General features: G+C 69.7%; 12 protein-coding genes. 6 read left to right on the forward strand and 6 right to left on the reverse strand.

Going from position 1 to position 20,097, the window contains the following annotated elements; all coding sequences use genetic code 11:
• Positions 1-62 precede the first annotated feature (62 nt).
• The 3 genes from ACK2IS_RS00910 to ACK2IS_RS00920 all read left to right on the forward strand — a co-directional run bounded on the left by ACK2IS_RS00910 (position 63) and on the right by ACK2IS_RS00920 (position 2,523).
• Positions 63-1,229: an App1 family protein gene (locus ACK2IS_RS00910; protein WP_409484291.1), complete on the forward strand. Its 1,167-nt coding sequence runs from the start codon at positions 63-65 to the stop codon at positions 1,227-1,229.
• A 4-nt stretch (positions 1,230-1,233) separates the two neighbouring features.
• Complete coding sequence (locus ACK2IS_RS00915; protein WP_409484292.1) at positions 1,234-2,094, forward strand: Fpg/Nei family DNA glycosylase; 861 nt, start codon at positions 1,234-1,236, stop codon at positions 2,092-2,094.
• Between the two features lie 81 nt (positions 2,095-2,175).
• Positions 2,176-2,523: a rhodanese-like domain-containing protein gene (locus tag ACK2IS_RS00920; RefSeq protein ID WP_409484293.1), complete on the forward strand. Its 348-nt coding sequence runs from the start codon at positions 2,176-2,178 to the stop codon at positions 2,521-2,523.
• A 270-nt stretch (positions 2,524-2,793) separates the two neighbouring features.
• On the opposite strand, the gene ACK2IS_RS00925 is transcribed toward ACK2IS_RS00920, so the two are convergent.
• Entirely contained in the window at positions 2,794-3,858 is a 1,065-nt protein-coding gene (locus ACK2IS_RS00925) for a hypothetical protein (protein WP_409484294.1), read from the reverse strand.
• Positions 3,855-4,526: a VOC family protein gene (locus ACK2IS_RS00930; RefSeq protein WP_409484295.1), complete on the reverse strand. Its 672-nt coding sequence runs from the start codon at positions 4,524-4,526 to the stop codon at positions 3,855-3,857. Before ACK2IS_RS00930 ends, ACK2IS_RS00925 begins: the two co-directional genes overlap by 4 nt.
• Before the next feature lie 172 nt (positions 4,527-4,698).
• On the opposite strand from ACK2IS_RS00930, the gene ACK2IS_RS00935 reads away from it, so the two are divergent.
• Complete coding sequence (locus ACK2IS_RS00935) at positions 4,699-5,919, forward strand: ATP-binding protein (protein ID WP_409484296.1); 1,221 nt, start codon at positions 4,699-4,701, stop codon at positions 5,917-5,919.
• A 478-nt stretch (positions 5,920-6,397) separates the two neighbouring features.
• Positions 6,398-6,895 carry a hypothetical protein gene (locus ACK2IS_RS00940; RefSeq protein WP_409484297.1) on the forward strand — a complete coding sequence of 166 codons (498 nt, stop codon included), beginning with the start codon at positions 6,398-6,400 and terminating at the stop codon, positions 6,893-6,895.
• Between the two features lie 62 nt (positions 6,896-6,957).
• Here ACK2IS_RS00940 and ACK2IS_RS00945 read toward each other — a convergent pair whose 3' ends face one another.
• Positions 6,958-9,930 carry an Eco57I restriction-modification methylase domain-containing protein gene (locus tag ACK2IS_RS00945; protein WP_409484298.1) on the reverse strand — a complete coding sequence of 991 codons (2,973 nt, stop codon included), beginning with the start codon at positions 9,928-9,930 and terminating at the stop codon, positions 6,958-6,960.
• Positions 9,931-10,109: 179 nt separating this feature from the next.
• Between ACK2IS_RS00945 and ACK2IS_RS00950 the strand changes: the two genes are divergently transcribed.
• A protein-coding gene (locus ACK2IS_RS00950) for an IS5 family transposase (RefSeq protein ID WP_409483857.1) occupies positions 10,110-11,007 on the forward strand; the annotation gives its coding sequence in 2 pieces (ribosomal slippage) (positions 10,110-10,469 and positions 10,471-11,007; 897 coding nt in all).
• Here ACK2IS_RS00950 and ACK2IS_RS00955 read toward each other — a convergent pair.
• The 3 genes from ACK2IS_RS00955 to ACK2IS_RS00965 all read right to left on the reverse strand — a co-directional run bounded on the left by ACK2IS_RS00955 (position 10,990) and on the right by ACK2IS_RS00965 (position 20,038).
• Positions 10,990-11,847 (reverse strand): hypothetical protein, encoded by an 858-nt coding sequence (locus ACK2IS_RS00955; protein ID WP_409484299.1) that lies wholly within the window; start codon positions 11,845-11,847, stop codon positions 10,990-10,992. The two genes, ACK2IS_RS00950 and ACK2IS_RS00955, sit on opposite strands and share 18 nt — an antisense overlap.
• Positions 11,848-11,945: 98 nt before the next feature.
• Positions 11,946-14,813 carry a helicase-related protein gene (locus ACK2IS_RS00960; protein ID WP_409484300.1) on the reverse strand — a complete coding sequence of 956 codons (2,868 nt, stop codon included), beginning with the start codon at positions 14,811-14,813 and terminating at the stop codon, positions 11,946-11,948.
• Positions 14,810-20,038 (reverse strand): DEAD/DEAH box helicase, encoded by a 5,229-nt coding sequence (locus ACK2IS_RS00965; protein WP_409484301.1) that lies wholly within the window; start codon positions 20,036-20,038, stop codon positions 14,810-14,812. The genes ACK2IS_RS00960 and ACK2IS_RS00965 overlap by 4 nt, the downstream gene beginning before the upstream one ends.
• Between the last annotated feature and the right edge of the window lie 59 nt (positions 20,039-20,097).

The raw sequence follows: 20,097 nt of genomic DNA on the forward strand, positions 1-20,097 counted from the left end.
GACCTCGGCCTCTCTCGCGCCAACGCCACCGCCGGGGCCGCGCACCGCATAGGGTCTGAGCCATGGCTTCGCGACCCCACGCGGCGTCCCTCCTCGAGGACGCCTGGCACCGACGGATCACCGGTTTCCTGCACGAGCGCGGCTGGCGCACCCAGGCGATCGGGCACACGGGCTACGGCACGCCCGACAAGGTGCGGGTCCTCGGGCGGATCAAGATGGCCCGCCCGGACGACCCGGCCGCCCAGGAGGCGCCCGAGCCGGACGCTGCCGTGCAGGACCTGCGCGGCCAGGAGCGCGACCGCGGGTGGCGCAGCTTCGCGACGCCGCCGCCGGCGGTCAACTGCCCGGTGACCGTCCGCCTGGGCGACCAGGTCGTCGAGGCCCGCACCGACCGCGGCGGCTACGTCGACGTCTTCGTCGAGGGCCACGGGCTCGAGGCCGGCTGGCACACCGCGACGATCCAGTCGCCCGACTCCGACGTGGCCGAGGCGCCGGTCCTGGTCATCGGCGCCGAGACGAGGTACGCCATCGTCTCCGACATCGACGACACCGTGATCTCCACGATGCTGCCGCGCGCGCTCATCGCCGCCTGGAACACCTTCGTCGTGCACTCCAGCACCCGCCGCGCCGTCCCCGGCATGGCCCCGCTCTACCGCGAGCTGCAGGAGGTCTTCCCCGGCGCCCCGGTGATCTACCTGTCCACCGGCGCGTGGAACACCTACTCCACGCTCACCCAGTTCCTCGCCCGCCACAACTACCCCCTCGGGCCGCTGCTGCTCACCGACTGGGGTCCCACCAACACCGGCTGGTTCCGCTCCGGGCAGGAGCACAAGCGCGCCAACCTGCGCCGACTGTGGCAGGAGTTCCCCGACATCCACTGGCTGCTCGTCGGCGACGACGGCCAGCACGACCCCAAGCTCTACAGCGACTTCGCCGAGGACCACCCGGACGTGGTCGAGCTCATCGCCATCCGCGAGCTGACCCCCGCCGAGCAGGTCCTGTCCCACGGTCTGCCGGTCTCCAACGAGGAGCTGCAGCCCATCGAGCGGATCAACGCGACCACCCCGGTCTACCGCGCCCCCGACGGCTACGGCCTGTGGCGCCGCCTCAAGAAGCAGTACCAGCTGCGCGACATCGGCGCCCACGACCACCCGGACGTGACCGACCCGCAGGTGCACGCCGAGGCGCTCGCCGAGCAGCCCGACCGGGACGACCAGAACCCGCTCTGACGCCATGCCCGAGCTGCCCGAGGTCCAGGCCCTCGTCGACTTCCTCGGCGAGCGGCTGGTCGACGACGCGATCACCCAGGTGGCGCTCGGGTCCTTCTCGGTGCTCAAGACCGTCGACCCACCGCCCCAGGCCTTCGAGGGGGCGGTGGTGTCGGCGGTGTCCCGGCACGGCAAGTTCGTGGACGTCGACTGCGACGGGCTGCACCTGGTCTTCCACCTCGCCAAGGCCGGCTGGCTGCGGTGGTACGACGAGCTGCCCGGCACCACCGTGCGGCCCGGGAAGTCGCCGATCGCCCTGCGGGTGGGGCTGCTCGGTGGCGGTGGCTTCGACCTGACCGAGGCGGGCACGCGGAAGTCCTTGGCGGCATACGTCGTCCGCTCCCTGCAGGAGGTGCCCGGCATCGCGCGGCTGGGGCCCGACCCGCTCGCGCCGGAGTTCACCCAGGACGCCTTCGCCGGGCTGCTCGCCGGACGCAACGTGCAGATCAAGGGGCTGCTGCGCGACCAGTCCGTGATCGCCGGGGTCGGCAACGCCTACAGCGACGAGGTGCTGCACGTGGCGCGGCTGTCGCCCTTCGCCAAGGCGTCGTCGCTGGACGACGACGCCGTCACCCGGTTGTATGCCGCGCTGCGCGACACCCTCGCCGCCGCCGTGGTCGCCGCGTCCGGCAGGCCCGCCGACCAGCTCAAGGACGCCAAGCGCGCCGGGATGCGGGTGCACGGGCGGACCGGGGAGCCGTGCCCCGAGTGCGGCGACACCGTGGCCGAGGTGGCCTTCGCCGACCGCTCGCTGCAGTACTGCCCCACCTGCCAGACCGGCGGCAAGCCCCTCGCCGACCGGCGGATGTCCAAGCTCCTCAAGTAACCCCGCGCCGCCCCGCTGCCCTGCGGCGCCGCCCGCCCGTTCCTCTTCCGTACTGGGGGGCGGCGTGGGAGGCTGACGCGCATGGGTATTCCGACCGAACGCCAGGACGACGTCCCCCAGATCAGCCGCGACCAGCTCGCCGACGACGCGGTGATCCTCGACGTGCGCAACCAGGACGAGTGGGACCTCGGGCACGCGCCCGGCGCCATCCACATCCCGCTGCCGGAGCTCGAGGCGCGGGTGGGCGAGCTGCCTGCGGGTCGTCCGCTCCCGGTGACGTGCCGCGGCGGCGGGCGGGCGGGTCGCGCCACGGCCTGGCTGGTGGAGCAGGGCGTCGACGCCGCCAACCTCACCGACGGCATGCTCGGGTGGAAGGCCGCCGGGCGGTCGCTGGTGAGCGAGCAGGGTGGTCAGCCCGACGTGCAGTGACGCGTTCACGCCTGCGCGCCCGCCCTGCCCGTCCACTTCTGCGCTCGCAGCTCACCTAGTTCACGTCTTGAGCCCGAGAACGTGTCGTTCCTGAGCTGCGAGCGCAAGAAGTGCGCGCGGGGGGTCGGGCGAGAGAAGTGCGCGCGGGGGTCGGGCGAGCGCGAGAGAGGACGCTGCCGCGGAGGTGGGCCCGAGGCGATGATGAGGCCGTATGCCGGAATCTAGCCTTGCAAACAGATTGCGGCATACGCCCTCATCGTGGGGCTGGGATCAGGCGTCAGGGTCCTGGTCGGCCTCGCCCGCGCGCTGCTCGCTCAGCACGGTGCGGATCTCGCCGGCGTCGGCGCCCGCGGCGCGCTGGGAGCGCGCGTCCTGACCGTCCTCGCCGGACTCGGCGGCCGCGGCGTCGGTGAGCTCGCGCATCCGCTCCTCGGCGGCGTCCACGTGCTCCCGCTCGCGCTCGTCGGCGTCGGCGCCCGCGGTGCCGCGGCTGCCGTCGCGGGCGACTCCGGTGACGCCCTCGTCCGACTCGGCGGTGGGGTGGTTGGTGGGCTGACCGCTCATGTGCTGCTCCGTTCGTGAGGTGTGCTCCCCGGCATGGGGCTTCGTGGTGGCGGGTGTGTCGTGCGCGGCCGCGGGCGCGTGCCCGGCCTCGCGGGCCTGCTTCTCGCGCAGCGCGCCCATGCCCCAGCAGTCGACGACGCCGGTGAGCGGGTCGGGCTGGGGCACCTCGATCGTGGTGGTGAGCGAGGTCAGGGTGGGCTCGGGCGGCGTGGAGCCGAAGCCGAAGCGGACCGGCGGGTCGATGCGTCCCAGCCCGCCGAGATCCGTCCCACCCCAGGAGGCCTGGGCGGCGGTGATGAGGTGCAGGTCCGTGGCGCCATACGTCGCCTGCAGCCCGTTGGCGGTGTTGCCGCGCGTGCGGACGCCCTGCTGGACGGCGCGCGCGATCGGGTCGGTGACCCTGCTGAACCAGCTCGTGCGCTGCAGCGCGGAGGGGGCCGCCGCGAGGGCCTTGCCCAGGGTCGGGCGCTTGCCGACCGTCGCCCGCAGGTGCAGGGGGCCGGCGGTGACGACCAGTGAGCTGGTGGTGACGGCGGCGTCGACGGGCACGACCTGCACCTCGTCGAAGGTGTAGAGCCGGCCGACGGTCTCGGCGATCTCGGCGGTCGGGGCCAGCAGGACCCGGTGCCCGTCGCCGCGCTCGACCATCACGTCGGTGAAGGCGCCGAAGGGGGACGCGGTCCAGTGGCCGACCACCACGCGGGTGCCCTCGGCGAAGCCGAGCCCTGCGATCTGGCCGGTGAAGGCGTGCCTGCCGGAGGAGAGAGTCATGGTGCCACCCAGGTGAACTCGTTGCCGAAGGGATCGCGCATCCAGGTGCGCGCGGGATCAGGGTTGTCCTCGTCGCACATCGTCGCACCCAGGAGCAGCAGGACGTCGGGTGTCTGCGCGGTGATCGCGAGGCGCATGGAGTTGAAGTCGCTCTTGGGGCGGGTCTCGCGGGCGAAGACGATCGACTCGAAGGGCGCCCCGGGGATCGGCTCGATGAACGCGATCGCCGGGTCCTCGGGCACGGGGTGCACCTTGGTGTCCAGCACCCGACCCCACCAGGCGGCGTTGGCCTCGGGGTCGGGGGAGTCGACGACGACCTGGTACATCCGGCGCCGCTCGGACGGGCGCACCACCACCCCGAGCTCGCGCTGCTCGGGGTCGAGGGCGATGTCCCAGGGATAGCTGTGCCGGTCCACGATCGACCCGCCCGCCTCGACGAGGGTGTCGGTGTCGGCGGCGTAGATGTCCAGGTGGACGCGCCGGTGCTGGTCGACGCGGTGCGGCACCGGGCGGATCCACACGGTGTCGGTGGGGTCCTCGCCGAGGAGCCCGTACCCGTCCGCGCCGTAGGAGACCATGCGGAGCCCGAGCGCACGCGACCAGAAGCGAGCGAGCTTCTCGGTGTCGCGGGCGTCGATCGTCAGGTCTACGTAGCGGGCCAGGGCCATGGGGCTCAACCTACAAGCCCGGTCCGCGGGTGTGGGGATGTCCGGACCGGCATACGGATGTCTGGGTGTGTCTAGTCTCCGTCCGACGACAGGTGAGCAGGATCGAGGCGACACGATCCTGGTGTATGACGACATCTGCGATCGGCTCTAGAGATGCGCATAGGCTCCGAGCGTGGACCCGATCAGGAACCCCTACGCCCCCGGCGCCGGCCAGCGACCCCCCGAGCTCGCCGGGCGCGACGAGCAGCTCAAGGCCTTCGACGTGGTGCTGGAGCGCGTCTCGCGCGGTCGCCCGGAGCGCTCGATCGTGCTGACCGGGCTGCGCGGCGTCGGCAAGACCGTCCTGCTCAACGCGCTGCGCTCGGCCGCGGTCCGCGCGAAGTGGGGCACCGGCAAGCTGGAGGCGCGCCCGGAGCAGCGGCTGCGGCGCCCGCTCGCGTCCGCGCTGCACACCGCGGTGCGCGAGCTCGGCCACCCCCAGGGCGAGGACGTCGACCAGGTGCTCGGCGTGATCAAGGCCTTCGCCCAGCGCGACGTCGACCCCAAGGCCAAGCTGCGCGACCGGTGGAACCCGGGCATCGAGGCGCCCGCCGTCACCGGGCGGGCCGACTCGGGCGACATCGAGATCGACCTGGTCGAGCTGTTCACCGACTGCGCCGGGCTGGCCGCCGACGTGGGGCGCGGGATCGCGATCTTCATCGACGAGATGCAGGACCTGCACCCCGAGGACGTGTCCGCGCTGTGCGCCGCCTGCCACGAGCTGTCGCAGCAGGGGTCGCCGCTCATCGTGGTCGGCGCCGGGCTGCCGCACCTGCCTGCCGTGCTCTCGGCGTCGAAGTCCTACTCGGAGAGGCTGTTCCGCTACAACCGCATCGACCGGCTCTCGCGGGCCGCCGCCGACCAGGCCCTGCAGGCCCCCGCCGAGTCGGAGGACGCGGCCTTCGAGGAGGACGCGCTCGCCCAGATGTATGCCGTGACCGGCGGCTATCCCTACTTCATCCAGGCTTATGGCGCGGTCGCGTGGGACGTGGCGCCCGCCTCGCCGATCCGGGTGGAGGACGTGCGCGTCGCGGCACCCGCGGCCGAGGAGGAGCTGGCCGTCGGGTTCTTCGGGTCCCGCTACGAGCGGGCGACGCCGGCGGAGCGGGAGTACCTGCGGGCGATGGCGGACGCCGCGGTCGCCGAGCGGGAGGCGGGTCGCCCGCTGGACGAGACCGAGTCCGTGGCGACCTCGGCCGTGGCCACGCTGCTCGGCCGCAAGCCGCAGTCCTTGTCGCCCGCTCGGGATGCGCTGATGAAGAAGGGGCTGATCTACTCCGGGGAGCGGGGGCGCATCGCGTTCACGGTGCCGCACTTCGGGAGGTATCTGCGCGCCCACGCCGGCGACGACTGATCGTGTTGTCCGGGATCGAGTGATTCTGTCCATTTCAGGGTGTCCGGACGAGCAATCTGTCACAGACCGCTTCTACTGACGGGTAATCCGTCACTTTGACCTCGTTGGACGAAGATTCTGTCCATCTGGGGCCTGTTGTCCGGCGTCGGCGCATTCTGACCCAACGAGCCGTTTTGAACGGTCAAATTGACCTCACGTGACCCAAATCGGCTCTTGAGCGAAGATTCTGACCCTGATGAACGACGATTCTGACCCCATTGACCACCTCCTGAGCACGAGCGCACTTCAAGAAGGAAGTTCAGGTCGAGGGTTGGTCGCGGGGGTCACACAGCGTCACCTTTAGACTAGGTAGTGCTGGAGGGCCCACCGCGTGTGGGCTTCACGCGAGGCAAGGTCGCGGCGGTCGGCGGCGCTCAGATCCGGATTCGCCAACACTCGCTCTAGGACGTCCAGGTCACGGGCGAGCCGGCCTCGAGCTTTGGATGCTGCGACTCGACACAGAGGAGAGCAGTACAGGGCGGGCCGCCCATCGCTGCGCGTCGACCTGACCGCCTACGCCCACGAAGACGGCCACATCACCCGCATCCACGGCCGCGACCTGCGCATCCCCGCCCAGCACGCCATGCTCACCACACCCACCCAAGCAACCCACGCCCGAGCAACCTTCCCCGACCTGCTCCCCACCCACCTCGCCATCCCCACCCTCTCCGACTACACCCCCTTCCTCACCCCCAGACAAGTACGCCGCACCGGAGCCCTCCTCGCCCACATGCAAGCAACCGGCGACACCCTCGCCGACACCTGCACCACCCTCGACGTACACCCCACCGCCCAACGCGCCCTCCGCCGCGCCTGGTGGCACCTCGAATCACGCGGACAACTCGCCGACTACCTCGACGACACGGCGGAGGTCGCCAGACGGTTGCTAGGCGCCACCCCAGCCGCCAGGCAAGCGTCCGACAGGGAGGTCGGCTGAACCAATACCGCGGCGGTGTCCGGGTCCACAACAACCCGGACACGGTGCACTGTCCCGCTCCATCACGACGAGCCGGCGATGCTCCCGCGCTCCGGGTGGCGGGGCCCCCTACCCGGCGGGGGGTCGAGCGGGGAGACGAACGGCACGCCGGTCTCAGCCGCCTGGGCCATCGCGTCGTACGCGGCGAGTACGAGACGCTTCGTGCGGAACTCGCCGAACTCGCGTTCCTCGGTCTTGCGTACGACGAAGAACGAGTCGAGCACATGCTCTGCCTCTTCTCGGTCCAGGCCGTAGACGTGAAGCATGGCTGCGTCGACCTCCGCCTGGAGTTGCGCCCGGCGGTCCGGAAGCCAACGGAAGGGTTCGCCTACGGCGCCTTCCTCTGGCTGGGCCATCGCGTCGCGGGCGTACCCCGCCATGCGATGGCTCGTGTACGTCAGTTCCAGGACGCGCGCTCGCATGAACTCGTCCAAAGTGCCGTCCGACCACGAGGGGGCCCGCATGAAATCGCTCGATACAGGGGATGCCAACTGACGCAGCGTTGTGTACGTCATGCTCGCCCCACTCACCTTCTGGCGGCTCAAATAGTCGAAGATGAAGGATGACCAAACGGCCTGCAGGAGAGGGCCATGAGTCGGCTGCAGCGGAAAAGCGAGCAGGAACTTATGTCCGACTGCTGAACGTGGCAGCGCGGAGCAGATGAAGGTGCGAATGTTGCTCGCCCCCGCTATGTCTCGCCAACCGAAGAGCCAGTCCCGGTCCCACCACGACGGCACTGCCTCTGCCACTTCCCGCGCGTCAACCCAGTAGCGCGGCAGGACGTCCGCGGCAGGGTCGTCCAGCTGCTCCGCGGACAAGCGAGGCAGCGTACCCTTGTTGAGTTGCGCCTGAGTAGCGCCTTCGTAGGTCGCGTGTCGGTTGTTCCAGTGGGCCAGCATCTTCGCCTCATAGAGCGGCTGGTACGTGCCGCCCGGAGCGTCCCAACCCCAGCCGTCGTATTTGCCGCCCGTTCGCTCGCAGTCAACTTCTGTGCGAAACACCGCACTGTCGTTGGCCATGTCGAAGAGGCGGACAAAGGTCAGGTTCCAGTGGTTGGCTTCACCGTCGCGGATGAGCACGGGGTGCCGTCGGTAGCACCCCAGGGTGATGTCCGCGTCGCGCCGCGTCCGGAATACAGGCAGAGTCCCCGTGTTCGGGTTAAGCATCTGGATCTCGGTAGGGGCCACGATGAAACGGCGGGCGATCACGTCTCGGACGTACCGCGTGTAGAAGGCGAGGGCCACGTTCGTAATCCGAACCCCGCCAGACATGCTGGTCACCGCGAAGCGGAACTGGTTGTGAACGCCGGGGAATATCTTGGCCTCGTTCTCGAAATCATAGAAGGCTGCGAGCCGGTCGCTGGCGAGGGTGTCGGCGAAGAAGGGTGCCGTGGTCGCGTCCGTCGCGAGGCCCGTAGGCGTGATGATTCCGCTGCGGCCTGTCGTGGCCAGCGATGCACGGAAGTGCTCGGCAAAGACCTGATAGGTGTTGACGTCCCCGACTCCGGTCAGGGGGTACCGCCCGCTGACGCGGAGAAAGTGGCTCTCAGCCTCTGACCGCCGCTTTGCGTCGTTGAACTCGACGAATAGAGCGTGCCGTTCGCCGCCCGCCAGCGCGGCGATCGCCTTCTTGCGCGCGGCCGCGTTCTTCGCCTTGGCAATGTCCTCCGCACGCGTCGCGAAGAACTCTTGCTCCTGCAACTTGACCCGATCCCACGGGGGATTCCCCAGTACGGCGTCGAACCCGCCGGCCCATCCGGAGGTTTCTCCCGACCGGTCTCCGTCCGAGATGCGGAAGATCTCTGGGAACTCGAGGTGCCAGTGAAAGAGCCGGTGCCGCGCGGCGATCTGTCGCACCTCGCGTTGCACAGCGTCGGTGGCGGTTCCGCCGGCGATGTCGTCGACGACGGCCGTCGTGATCGCGGCCGCCCCGACGGTCCTCGGCCCGAGGAAGGCAGCGCACCAGGCGTCGGCGGCGAGCCGCTGACGCTCGGTGTCAGGGTCAGTGGCGAGCCTGGCGTACCGCTGGGCGGCGAATGCCACCTCGTCGAGCGTCGTCGCTGTGCGCAGCGCCCTCTCCACCTCGGTGGTCACCTCACGGGCACGGGCAGGGTCCAGGTCGAACGAGGCCCCCCCAAAGAGGTCCTCGCTTCCCCGGTTCGCCAGTTCTGCCTTGTTCGACTTCTTCCAGCTCGAGACGACCTTCTTGTCGTCGCTAGTCAGGGCCACAAAGGCAGCGTCCGGAACGCCTTCGCGCAGCAGGGCCGGCGTGGTGCCAAGCAGGGCGTTGCCGACCTTGATGTGGTGGTCGAGGAAGGAAAGAGGCTTGCCAGGCGTCATCGCCGTGAGCCACAGGCTGACCTTCGCGAGGTCGGCGGCCATCGGGTTGAGGTCGACGCCGTAGAGGCAGTTCCCGACGACGTCGTGCAGGGCGTCGCTGTAGTCGGTCGGCGTCGGGTCGAGCTCGCCGGTCCGCGCCACGGCGAGACGCATCGCGATTCGGCGCGCCGCCGCGACGAGGAAGTGTGCGGAACCGACGGCGGGGTCGCACACCTTGAGCGCCAGCAGAGCCTCAGCCCGCTCCTCGCCCGTTGTCGTGCGCTTCTCGACCGCGTCAAGGACCGGGTCGAGGGCAGTGTCGAGGACGAGCTCGACGAGCTCGGACGGTGTGTAGTAGCTGCCCGACGTCTTGCGGTCGTTTCCCGCGAGGATCTCCAGCGTGAAGACGTGTGTCACCGGGTCGTGACGGGGCACGAGCTCGAGCAGCGACTCGTACACGGAGCCGAGTTCCTCGGCGCCGAGTTGCGCGAAGTCGACCATCCGGCGCGGCTCGCCCTTGGGCTGTACGACCGAGAGCGACCGTACTGCGGCGAGGAGGGCGGTGTTCGGCAGCCGGCAGCCCGCGAGCACGTCCGCTGACGTCGGTGTGAAGAGGCCGCCGAGGCCAGGTAGGCCAATGCGGGGTTCGCCTCCCGATCGGCCGAGCGCGTCGAGCACCAGCGTGGTGGCCTGCCAGAGGTCGTCGTGTCCGCTGCCGTGCCGCTTAAGGGCGAGGTCGCGTAGCCGGGCTGACGAGAAGTACTCCTCGTAGCGGTGTCGCGCCTCCTCGTCGGCGCCGGGCGCGACTAGGGCGTGTCTCCCAAAGGTGAGCGTGGTGACACGCGATTGTCGGTGTCATGTCGCGGATGCAGGTGCTCTCGGATAGCGAGTGGGAGCTGATCGAGCCGTTCATGCCGTGCGCGGACGGAAAGCGGGGCAGGCGGTTTCGTGACCACCGGACCGTGGTCGAGGGGATCATCTACCGGTACCGGACCGGGATCGCGTGGCGGGACCTGCCGGGCGAGTTCGGGCCCTGGCAGACCGTGTGGAAGCGACACCGCCGGTTCGCCGGTGACGGGACCTGGGACCGGGTGCTGACGGCTCTGCTGGCCCGTGCGGACGCGGCGGGGGTCATCGACTGGGACGTCGCGGTCGACTCCACCATCACCCGCGCCCACCAGCACGCGACGAACACCACCCGCCTCGCGGGGGGATCGGTCGAATCACAAGAATCAGCGGATCGAGCCGGCTGACCACGCCATCGGCAGGTCACGCGGCGGGCTGTCGACCAAGGTCCACCAGCTGTGCGACGGCCAGGGCCGCCCGATCGTGGTGCTGCTCGGTCCCGGTCAGGGCAGCGACAGCCGGATGTTCACCAACCTGCTCGACGCCGTACGGGTCCCGCGCCCAGGCCCGGGCCGCCCACGCACGACACCGGACGCGGTCATGGCCGACAAGGCCTACTCCAGTCGAGCCCACCGCGCGCTGCTCCGGCGGCGCGGGATCACCACCGCGATCGCCGAGCCCCGCGACCAACGCGCCAACCGCACACGCCGCGGGTCCAAGGGCGGACGGCCCCCGAAGACCGACCCTGGCCTGTACGCCAAACGCCACGTCGTCGAGAACAGCTTCCAACAGCTCAAGCAATGGCGCGCCATCGCCACCCGCTACGACAAGCTCGCCCTCACCTACCGCGCCGCCATCCTCCTACGCGCCATCACCCTCTGGCTACCAGCATTAAGAGACACGCCCTAGTGCGCCGCGGTCCTCGACGACCGACCAGAAGAGGAAGCGGTAGACGGTCCGCAGCAGGGCGGCGTGTACGTCGGCGAGCCGCACGGACCCGTCCGCAAGCGATTCGCGCAGGCTCGAATTGGCCGGGTGCTGAAGGAAACCGGTCCCGAGCGTCCCCAGGGCGCTCTCGACCCCGTCGCGCAGGAGGGCCAGTGCGCGGACCCCCTGGCTGATGGCGGTGGTGCGCCACTGCTCGAGCCAGCACGTCGTCTGCGCCTCAGCGTCGGCGACCTCGACGCGCGACTGGTGGGCGAGGAGGAAGAGGAGGGTGAACTCTGAGAAGAGCTCGCCGTCGAACATCGCCTCCAGGTCGAACTCGACGTAGGCGACCCCCGTGAGCGACGTCGAGTCGCGAAGGAGCCGCAGTGTGCGCCCGTTCGTCAATATCGCCCAGAGGTGCTCGTCTGACCGGTTGAGCAGCTCCTGCACCATGGCGTGCGGCGCGCGGGATGCACCCGCGATACCGGGGCTGCGCCGGTCGAGGTCGACGCCCCAACCGAGCTGGTGGATCGGCGTGTGTCCCCAGATGTGGCTGACCGGGTACTGCTTGGCCGCGGCGCCCTCCCCTGCGACGAGTCCACCGGCCGTCGTGTGCGGCAGGCGCCCGTATCCGAGGTCGGTGAACAGTGGGCCCAGCCAGCGCTCTCGGGTCACGCCTGTGGCCGGGTCACCGTCGGACAGTGCAGAGAGGTCGTCGCGGAAGCGGCGGTAGGCGCCGAGAAGGTGCGTCCACGCGCGGGCCGCGGCCTCGCGGGGGGTCTCCGATCCGAGGTGGTAGTCAGCACCGCTCAGGCCGGTCATGGTGCCAGAGAGGACCGCGGTGAGGACGTCGGCGGGGAGCAGGCCACCTGCAACGCGGACCGCGGACAGGCGGCTGGGGGTGGCGGGCGAGGTGGTGCTCATCGGGCGCCTCCTGCGGGCATGAGGAGCTGGATGCTGAGGATGTCGACGGGCAGCTGGGGGGTGACGGTGAGGCCGCGCCGTGACCTTTCGGCGTCGCGACTGGAGCCGGCGCGCGCGCGTAGGTGCGCGTCGAGCAGCTGCTCGGCCCGTTGTTCCCCTACCCGTGTGAGGGCCGGCGTCAGCGCGTCGAGGCCGGTCAGCACGTCGCGCATCCACGCCTGCGCCACGGGTAGCGGGGTGTTGCGGGTTGGCTGGGCGTTGAGGAGGCGTTCCGCGTCGGCGTCGGGCAGCCATACGGCCGTGCTTGGGGATCCCCCGAAGGCGATGACGCAGGCGTCCTCGGCGACCTTCTGTTGCGGGCCCTTGGGGGTGGGGATGGTCAGGTGGAAGCGGAGCCTGACCAGGAGGAGGGTGGTGCGGGTGTCGACCGCGTCCGTCACCATCACTCCGGCCCGGCGGGCCGGGCGGTCGCGGTCTGGGACGGTCGAGTCGAGGGCGCTCTCCAGGACGTAGCGTGCCAGCGACTGCACGACTGGGTCGGTGCGGGCGATGACGGCCTCACCCGGTGCCGCCGGCGGTGCCTCGTGGAAGGCGATCGGATCTCGGGTGCCGGCTGGGAGGGCTGCGCGGGCGGCGAGGGGAAGGGGCGCCGTGACGGCGGTGAAACCCTGCGGGGTGTGCGTGACGGTCGAGCCGAGGAAGCCGAGGGTGTTCGTGACGAACGTGGCGAGGTCGCCGTGGGACCCGAGGGCGGCACGCACGTGGTCGACTTGCTGGGCGACTTCCTCTGGTTTGATCGTGTTCTGGGCGAACCGCGCGCGGGACGCCTTCTCCTTCTCGGCGGCGGACTGCCAGGCCTCGTCGAGTGCGGCGGCCTTGTCGCTGATCCCGAGGTCGAGCATGAGCTGATCGCTCGTGGTCTGGCCGCGCAGGAGGAGCCCTTCGGCGAGGGCGTCTATGATGCTCTGCCCGTCGCCGGGGACGGGCACGGCGACGCCGGTGGCCTTGGCGATGGCTCGATGGCGGCGGATGAGGACGTCGAGGACGATGCCGTCGATGCCGTTGTCCTCGCCGTACAAGGTGAGTGCCCGGACGACGTCCTTGCGCTGGAGGTAGCGGTCGACGCGGCCTTCGCGTTGCTCGTGGCGCGTCGGGTTCCAGCACAGGTCGTAGTGGATGACGGCGGAGAAGCCTTGCTGGAGGTTGACGCCTTCGGAGAGGCAGTCGGTGGCGACGAGGACGTGCTGCCCATCCGTGTCGATGAGGTCGGCGATGCGATGTTCGCGTTCGGCGGGTGGCAGCTCACCGGTGACGCTGATGACGGTGACGGGTGCTCGTTTGGAGCCCAGCGTCTGAGCGAGGTGCTCGGCGACGTAGTGAGCCGTATCGATGAAGCGGCAGAAGATGATCGGGTTGTCCCCGCCCGCGAGCAATCGCTTGACCTGCTGGGTTACCACGGCGAGCTTGCGGTCCTGGTCGGGTCCGTGGAGCTGTCCTGCGCGTCGGGCGAATTCCAGGAGTCGGCGCCGGTCTCTGTCTGTCGGTGTCGTCGCGGTGTCGTCGTCCTGTCCGTGGACGAGGGCGCCGGGGGTTGTGTCCATGCCTTCCAGCGCCTCGTCCTCGCCCTCGTCGAGCACGGCGGCTCGTCCGAGGCTGTCGGCCTCGGCGACGGTGGTCGCTTGGCTGTTTGCGGCGCGCGTGCGCAGGGTGGCCTCGGCTGCGCGGGGGCTTGAGGCGAGTGCGCGCAGGAGGGCCAGCACGGACCACCAGCGGACGCGGCCCTTGGTGCTGCCGGTGTCGTCCTTGACCTGGTCGCGGGCGTAGGCGAGGACGTCGTCGAACAGGTCGCGGTAGGCCGGGGACAGCGTGTAGGGCACGTCGAGGCTGAGACGGTCGCTGGGGAAGGGGGTGTCCTCGTCGAGGTAGCGACGGATGTCGCCACGTCGCCGTTGGACGAAGTGCCGCGCGAGGAGCTCACGCCCCGGGACCGTGCTCAGGTCGGCGTGGGCGAGGTCGGGGTTGAGCAGGCTGATGAGGTTGGCGAATGCCTCGTCGTCGCCGGAGTGGGGGGTGGCTGTGGCGAGGACGAGGTGGCGGTGGGGATTGGCTGCAAGGTCGCGGAGCAGCTCGTACCGCTGGTGCCGGGCGCGGCCGCCGAGGCCCGAACCAGCGACGCTGTTGTGGGCCTCGTCGACGATGACGAGCTCGGGGCAGCGGAGCAAGAAGTCGTGGCGGCGACGGTCGGACTTGATGAAGTCGGTGGAGACGATGACGTGGGGGTAGCGGTCGAAGATGGACTCGTTCATCATGAGGTCGCGCTCGAGGCGCTTGACGGTGCTCGTGAGCAGCAGCGCCGCGTTGATGCCGAACTTCGTGGAGAGCTCGCGCTGCCACTGCTCGGCCAGTGCGGGCGAGCAAAGGACGGCGAGTCGCTGTGCTGTCCCCTGGGCGAGCAGCTCGGCCGCGATGAGGCCTGCCTCGATGGTCTTGCCGATGCCGACGTCGTCGGCGATGAGAATCCGGACGACGTCCTGGCGGAGGGCCATCAGCAGCGGCACGTACTGGTAGCTGCGGGGGCTGACGGCGATGCCAGCCAGGGACCGGAATGGGCCGGCGCTGGCCGTGAATCCCACGCGCAGGGCCGTGCGGAGGAGGGCGGTCGAGGTGCTGTCGCCGAGGTCGTCGACGCTGGGTGGCGGGAAGGTGGCGGCCTCGACACCTTCGTCGGGGAAGACGCCCGCGACGTCCGCGCTGCTGCCGCCAAGGGGCTGCAGGAGGAGGAAGTCGGGGGTGGTCCCGGGCAGGACGACCCATTCGCGGCCTCGAGCGCGCACGAGGCTTCCGACGCTGTGAGTGATGGTCATCGGGGGGCGTTCCTTCCGGGGCCGAAGAGCCACTCGTTCTGGTCGGCTATCACGGTCCAGTCGTCGTCGTACCGGATGCGGATGACCAGCCAGGACGCGTTGGTCAGCCTGGTCTCGGCGTCGCGGTCGCGCTGCTGCTGGTTGACGTCGTCGTGGTGGGGTCCGTCGATGAACACGGCGACGGGGACGGCTGCGTCGTAGACGAAGTCAGGGCGTGCCTTGCACGCCTCGACGGTGCGTTGGGCATCGTCCGGGAGGCGGCGCCCCGTCTGGCGGAGCCAGTCGACGAAACGCGCCTCCAACGTGGAGTCCCCCAGCTTGGCGAGCCACTCGGCCTGGTCGCTGCGCCGCCGGCCACCAGCGCCCGCCTCGACGCGGGCGTCGGCCAGCTCGAGCAGGATGCTCACGATGCTGTGGCGGTTGATCTGGGTGTGGTCGTACTGGTTTCCATAGGAGAGAAGGCAGTCGTAGCAGCCTCGTTCGCACCGGTCACGTCCCGGCGTCGCCTTGGCGATGTCGTCACCCGTGACGGGGTCGTAATGGATGAGCTCGAGCGCCCTGCGGGCCACTCTCTGGATCGCGTCGGGTTCCTCGACGAGCCGGCGAAGCACTCCGGCGCCGCCTTCGGCAGCCTCGGTGAGGAGCATCCGCCCCTGCTCGGAGGCGTCCGGGAGCTCGCGGCTGTCGAGCTCGGCATCCTCGAGCTGGAACTCGGCTTCAATCGCGCGCTCCAGGGCCGCGCGCAGCGTCACAGCGGTCTCCGGATCCAAGTGACTGGTCGCCCTGGTGACAAGGAGGTTGCGGCGGTCCTCGACGAACGGCACCACCTTGTCCCGGTCCTTGACGTCCTCCGCAGCGGGCAGGTCGTCCGCGTCGACCGGGGAGTCGTTCGCCTGCTTGTCCGTCAGCCACTTGCCTTCTCGCAGGTCCAGCCAGTAGCCGCGGTCGTCCGCGTTCTTGCGACGGCGCCGCCCCACGTTGGCAATGCGGATGGTTGCCGCCTCGGCATGGGTGAGCTCAAGCAGCGTGGCCCCGTCGCGGGTGACTTCCGCCCGGATGCAGGCAGGGGCCCCGTCCCGGTCGGCGAACCGGTAGGACACCTCGAGCTCGAACCCCGAGCGGCGACGCTCCTCCTCGTCGCTGCTGATGCGCTCACGGCGGCGCGTGAAGACGGTCTGCAACCGGAGCAGCCCGTACTGCGTGCCCCCAAGGCGCTGGCCGCAGTTCTCACACATGTCCAGCCCCACTCGGACGGGGTGGTGGTAGCCGCAGCCCGGGCACCGCTTGGCCTGCTCGGTGATGGCACCACCGCCACTCGTCTCGCCCGGGTCCCGAGGGAGCTGGATCCGGGTGACCTCGTAGCGCGCCCCCTCGTGGTAGATGAGGCTGTTCGGCCCGAACTCGGAGATCGCCAGGAATCGGGGGCGCTGCAGGTAATCGCCGTCGTTCTTCCCACCCCGCCGGGCCGGAATGTAGGCGGCAAGCGGCAGACGGGGGAAGGAGTAGCCGGGCAGGAAGCCCTCGCTGGCCAGGTAGCGGTAGCTGTAGAAGTCCGTCGCGCCGGCTTCGGAGTCGTCGTTTCGCAATAGACGGAGCTGGTTGCGGGCATCAGCACGCCGCCGCTCAGCGATCTGCTGCGCGCGTCGGTTCGAGGACGTGCTGACCGCGAGCTGGTGCTGCTCGTTGGCCTCGGTGAGGGCCGTGCGATAGAGCACCCGCCAACGGTCGAAGGCGGCATCGAAGGAGCGTGCCGCGCCCGCGACCTGGTCGTGCACCCACGTGTCAGACCACCAGACGGGGTCGCCGCCGTCGAGGGCCCAGGTCTTGCGCAATTCGGCCAGGACCCGCTCGGCACGGGCCTGCGCCCGGCGCGCGACGTCCGGTTCGGTCACGGCCCGCCACAGGTTGGGGTAGAGGGCGTAATCGGAACTGCCCTCCGCGTCGACAAGGGCTGTGATCGACGACTTCATCGACTCGTTGGTCTCGGCCAGCCAGATGGCGTGCACGTGAGAACGCACGAGGTCTTCGTTGGTCAGGTCCAGGCGCGGCGCGATCACGGAGCCAGAGACCATCTCGCGGGATCGCCGGAACCAGTAGTTGTCGTGCGAGTTGCCGGTGGAGCAGTAGGTCAGGACGAGGGCCTGCTGGCCGCTGCGGCCAGCGCGCCCTGAGCGCTGCGCGTAGTTCGCGGGCGTAGGGGGCACGTTGCGCAGGGCGACCGCGTTGAGGTCGGAGATGTCAACGCCGAGCTCCATCGTCGGCGAGCAGTAGAGCAGCGGCAGCGTGCCCTCACGGAACCGCCGTTCGCGCTCCAGGCGATCCTCTTGAGGCACCTGGGCAGTGTGCTCCCGAGCCATCAGTCCTGCGAAGTCGCGAGCGAGGCGGCGGTACAGGTCGCGGAAGAAGGGATTGACGCGAGGAGACTCCTCACCGGCGAAGTTCCGCCGGAGGGGGTCCGCTGCGCCGTTCTCGCCAGCGCCCGCGACCCATCGCAGGGCTCCCGCGTTGATCCGGTACTCACTGCCGTCCGGCCCACGGCTCTCGACGAGCACACCGGCCTGGGTCAGCACCTTGAACAGGTCACTGATGACCCGCTGGGAGTCGTCCGTCGTCAGGGTCGCGTGATGCGGCAGCCGAGCATCGTCCCTGCGAAGATACCGGCCGAACGCTCCGCGTCCGGAAACAGCCAGGACCCCGCGTCGGCCCCCAGCCTTGCCCGGCCGCGGGATGGCGACGCCCGCCTCGACGACACGTTCGTCTTCCCCGACGCTCCACGGCTCGACCAGATGAGCGCGCGTGAGGCGCTTGAGCCGCTCGAACCCGTCCTCGGTGAGGCAATCGACGGCGATGGCGCGGACCCGCCGCAGCTCGTCCAGGAGGATCTGGCACAGCTCCTGGCGCTGCCCTGCGCTCATCTCGTCCAGCAGATAGGTGCCTTCCCAGGACTCCTCGTCCGCCGCGATCTCAGGCAGGTCCCGGTAGGCCAGCCGAAGCAGTCCGGTCTGCTCCAGGTTGGGCATGGTCACGCGCCAACCGCGCTGCAGGTCGACGTACAACTGGTATTCCACAGCGGCCCGCAAGGCGCGTTCGGCGTCCTTCTTGGCCCCGAACTTGGCTTCGGGTGCCTGCGCGTAGTCGATGGGCTGCAGGTTCAGAGCGTTGGTGACGACGTCGGCGAGGACATCGTGCTGCAGGCCGTCGGGGCCGGCCTCGATCAGTGCGGCGTACAAGGCGGCCCGTAGCTGGGAGACCTGGACGAAGTCGTTGAAGTGCCCTGCTTGCAGGCTCGCGTCCTGGCGGTTGTCGACGAAGGTCAGCAGCTTCCGGGCGGTCCGCGGCAGCTGTGACTCTGGCAGGGCCTTGAGACTGCGCACGACCGATGCCGACAGCAAAGACACTGCGCTCGAACGGCCCTCGGCATCGAGGGTCGCGAGCTTGCCGAAGTCCTGTCCGCGGACCTGCTCATAGGACACGCCACAGCGCATGCAGAACGCGAAGGGTGTGGACACGAACCACGCCTGCAACCCGGTGCGCGTGGGATCATCGCCGCCGTCCGGGGTGAGCCACACCGCTGTCGGCAGGTACTTCTTCTTGCTCTCGATCACCTCGACGCGGTCGGTGGCGGGGTTGGTCTCGAGCCAGGGCGCCGGGACCCGCTTCGTCTCGTCATCCTTCTCCGGCCACGGGAAGTCCGACGAGATGTACAGGTAACCGGTGACGGCGTCACCGCCGCTGGCGTCCGCGTCGCGCCGGGAGACGAACTGCTTCCTTCCGTCCGCGGCGACTCGTGCAACGACGAGGTACTCCTGCCCGCACTCGCGGCAGAACCCGAGAGGCAGCAGCGCCTTCTCTGGCGCACCAGGGACCCGCACCTGGTACGTGCCGGTGATCGTCCTCTCGTCCTCGCGCTCCAACGACACGTAGACGGTGTCTCCCTTGGAGATGAACTGGTGGAGGCGGAACGCGAAGACCGGACGCCCGTTCGCCGGGTGAGTGACAGCCGACCCCTCGCGCAGCACATTTCGCAGCGCCGTCGTGCAGGCCGCCTCATCAAGCGCCGTGATCTGCGCAAGAGTCTTGGCCGCCTCGGGAAGCGTCGTCGGAGGGCGCCTGACCAACCTGTGCAGCCCACCTGCACCGGTCTCCACCGCGAGGCCGAACGTGGTCTCGATCCAGCTAGCCAGCGGGTCAGAGACGAACGCGTCGAACGAACGCCTCTGCTGGGAGCCGTTGCGACGCACAGAGTCGCCCAGGTCAACTGGCAGCGGCTCAACATCGGGAGTGGCGCGGACGAGGGTCTCACCAACGACGTGCTCGGGGCTTACCTCGGTCCCGAAGAGACGTGTGGCGACCCCGGCCACGACCGCGGCTCGCTCCTCGAGCGTGCCCTCGCTAGACATCGTGGCGCTCGTCCCGATCACCTGCAGATGCTCGGCCTGGCACTCGTCGCGCAAACGACGGATGAGCATGGCGACATCAGCGCCCTGACGGCCCCGGTAGGTGTGCAGCTCGTCCAACGCGAGGAAGCGCAGCCCCTGCGCCGCGCGGACCAGTTGTTCCCGCTCGTCCGGGCGGGTCAGGACGAGATCGAGCATCACGTAGTTCGTGAGGAGGATGTCGGGCGGCGTCGCGAGGATCCGCCGTCGCTCGTCAGGGCTCTCCTGACCCGTGTAGCGGGCGAAGGTGACCGGCGCACCATTCTCCGGGTATCCAAACTCCAGGAACTTGCGCAGCTCTTCCACCTGCGAATTTGCCAGCGCATTCATCGGGTAGACCACGATGGCCTTGACCCCCGGGCGCCGTGAACCGCGTTCCGCGTTCTCCCGAAGCACGGCATCGACGATCGGAACGATGTACGCCAAGGACTTGCCCGAGCCGGTGCCCGTGGTCAGTACGTAGCTTGAGCCCGTACGGGCGATCTCCACCGCCTGGCGCTGGTGCCGGTGGAGGACGATGGGCTCCCGTCCCGGGTCCTGGGCATTCTCCTTGCGCCGGAAGATGCGCTCCGCCTCCGGGTGGAGCAGGCCATCGCGGACCAGGTCTGGGATCGCGCCACCCGTCGCGAAGGACGGGTTCAGCCCCACCCAGGGGTCGGGCCACTGGACGCCATCGTCGAACTGCCGGGTGACGAACTCCTTGATGCGTTCGTCCCTGACCTCGACGGCACCCGAGGTGAACGCTCGGTAGTCCTTGATCAGTTGTTCGTGGACCGCGAAGACGTCCATGTCTTCCCCCCGTCGCTGGCAAACGTCTAGGGCACGAACCTATGTCAGCATTGACTGGC

Source organism: Arsenicicoccus dermatophilus (assembly GCF_046267915.1).
In the GTDB taxonomy this organism is placed as follows: domain Bacteria; phylum Actinomycetota; class Actinomycetes; order Actinomycetales; family Dermatophilaceae; genus Arsenicicoccus; species Arsenicicoccus dermatophilus_A.

Coding starts and splice junctions, on each gene's coding strand:
- ACK2IS_RS00910 (WP_409484291.1), top strand. CDS start 63: ATGGCTTCGCGACCCCACGCGGCGTCCCTCCTCGAGGACGCCTGGCAC.
- ACK2IS_RS00915 (WP_409484292.1), top strand. CDS start 1,234: ATGCCCGAGCTGCCCGAGGTCCAGGCCCTCGTCGACTTCCTCGGCGAG.
- ACK2IS_RS00920 (WP_409484293.1), top strand. CDS start 2,176: ATGGGTATTCCGACCGAACGCCAGGACGACGTCCCCCAGATCAGCCGC.
- ACK2IS_RS00925 (WP_409484294.1), bottom strand. CDS start 3,858: ATGACTCTCTCCTCCGGCAGGCACGCCTTCACCGGCCAGATCGCAGGG.
- ACK2IS_RS00930 (WP_409484295.1), bottom strand. CDS start 4,526: ATGGCCCTGGCCCGCTACGTAGACCTGACGATCGACGCCCGCGACACC.
- ACK2IS_RS00955 (WP_409484299.1), bottom strand. CDS start 11,847: ATGACCGGCCTGAGCGGTGCTGACTACCACCTCGGATCGGAGACCCCC.
- ACK2IS_RS00960 (WP_409484300.1), bottom strand. CDS start 14,813: ATGACCATCACTCACAGCGTCGGAAGCCTCGTGCGCGCTCGAGGCCGC.
- ACK2IS_RS00965 (WP_409484301.1), bottom strand. CDS start 20,038: ATGGACGTCTTCGCGGTCCACGAACAACTGATCAAGGACTACCGAGCG.